The 385-nt window shown below is 64.4% G+C and carries 1 protein-coding gene; it reads left to right on the forward strand.

Annotated features, from left to right (window positions below; all coding sequences use genetic code 11):
* The coding region (locus D7Y13_RS46785; RefSeq protein ID WP_158626284.1) for an SH3 domain-containing protein at positions 1–334 on the forward strand (334 nt) is incomplete at its 5' end.
* Between the last annotated feature and the right edge of the window lie 51 nt (positions 335–385).

The raw sequence follows: 385 nt of genomic DNA on the forward strand, positions 1-385 counted from the left end.
GTTGCTGGCCTTGAAAGTCCCGCGTCGTCGCGTCGCCGTGAATGCACTGGCGGTGCTGGGTCTGATTTTGGGCGGAGTCATCGTCGCCTCCGGCTGGCTGGCGGATGCGCGCATGACGATGAAGGAACCGGCGTTGGTGGTTGCGAAGGAGGGAGCCGAAATGCTCTCCACGCCGTCCAACAATTCGACGCCCGTTCTCTCGCTGCCGCAGGGCGCGACGGTCGATGTGCTTTCCCCGCGCGGCGCCTGGAGCTATGTGGATTTGAATGGAGCGGTGCGCGGCTGGGTGCAAACGGAACGTCTCGAACCGCTCGTTCCTGGTGAAAGCCTTTAGCCTCATTTCCGCCCTCTGCCTACTGGCGCTCGCCAGTGCGCGAGGCGGCGA

This window comes from Corallococcus praedator (assembly GCF_003612125.1).
GTDB lineage: Bacteria > Myxococcota > Myxococcia > Myxococcales > Myxococcaceae > Corallococcus > Corallococcus praedator.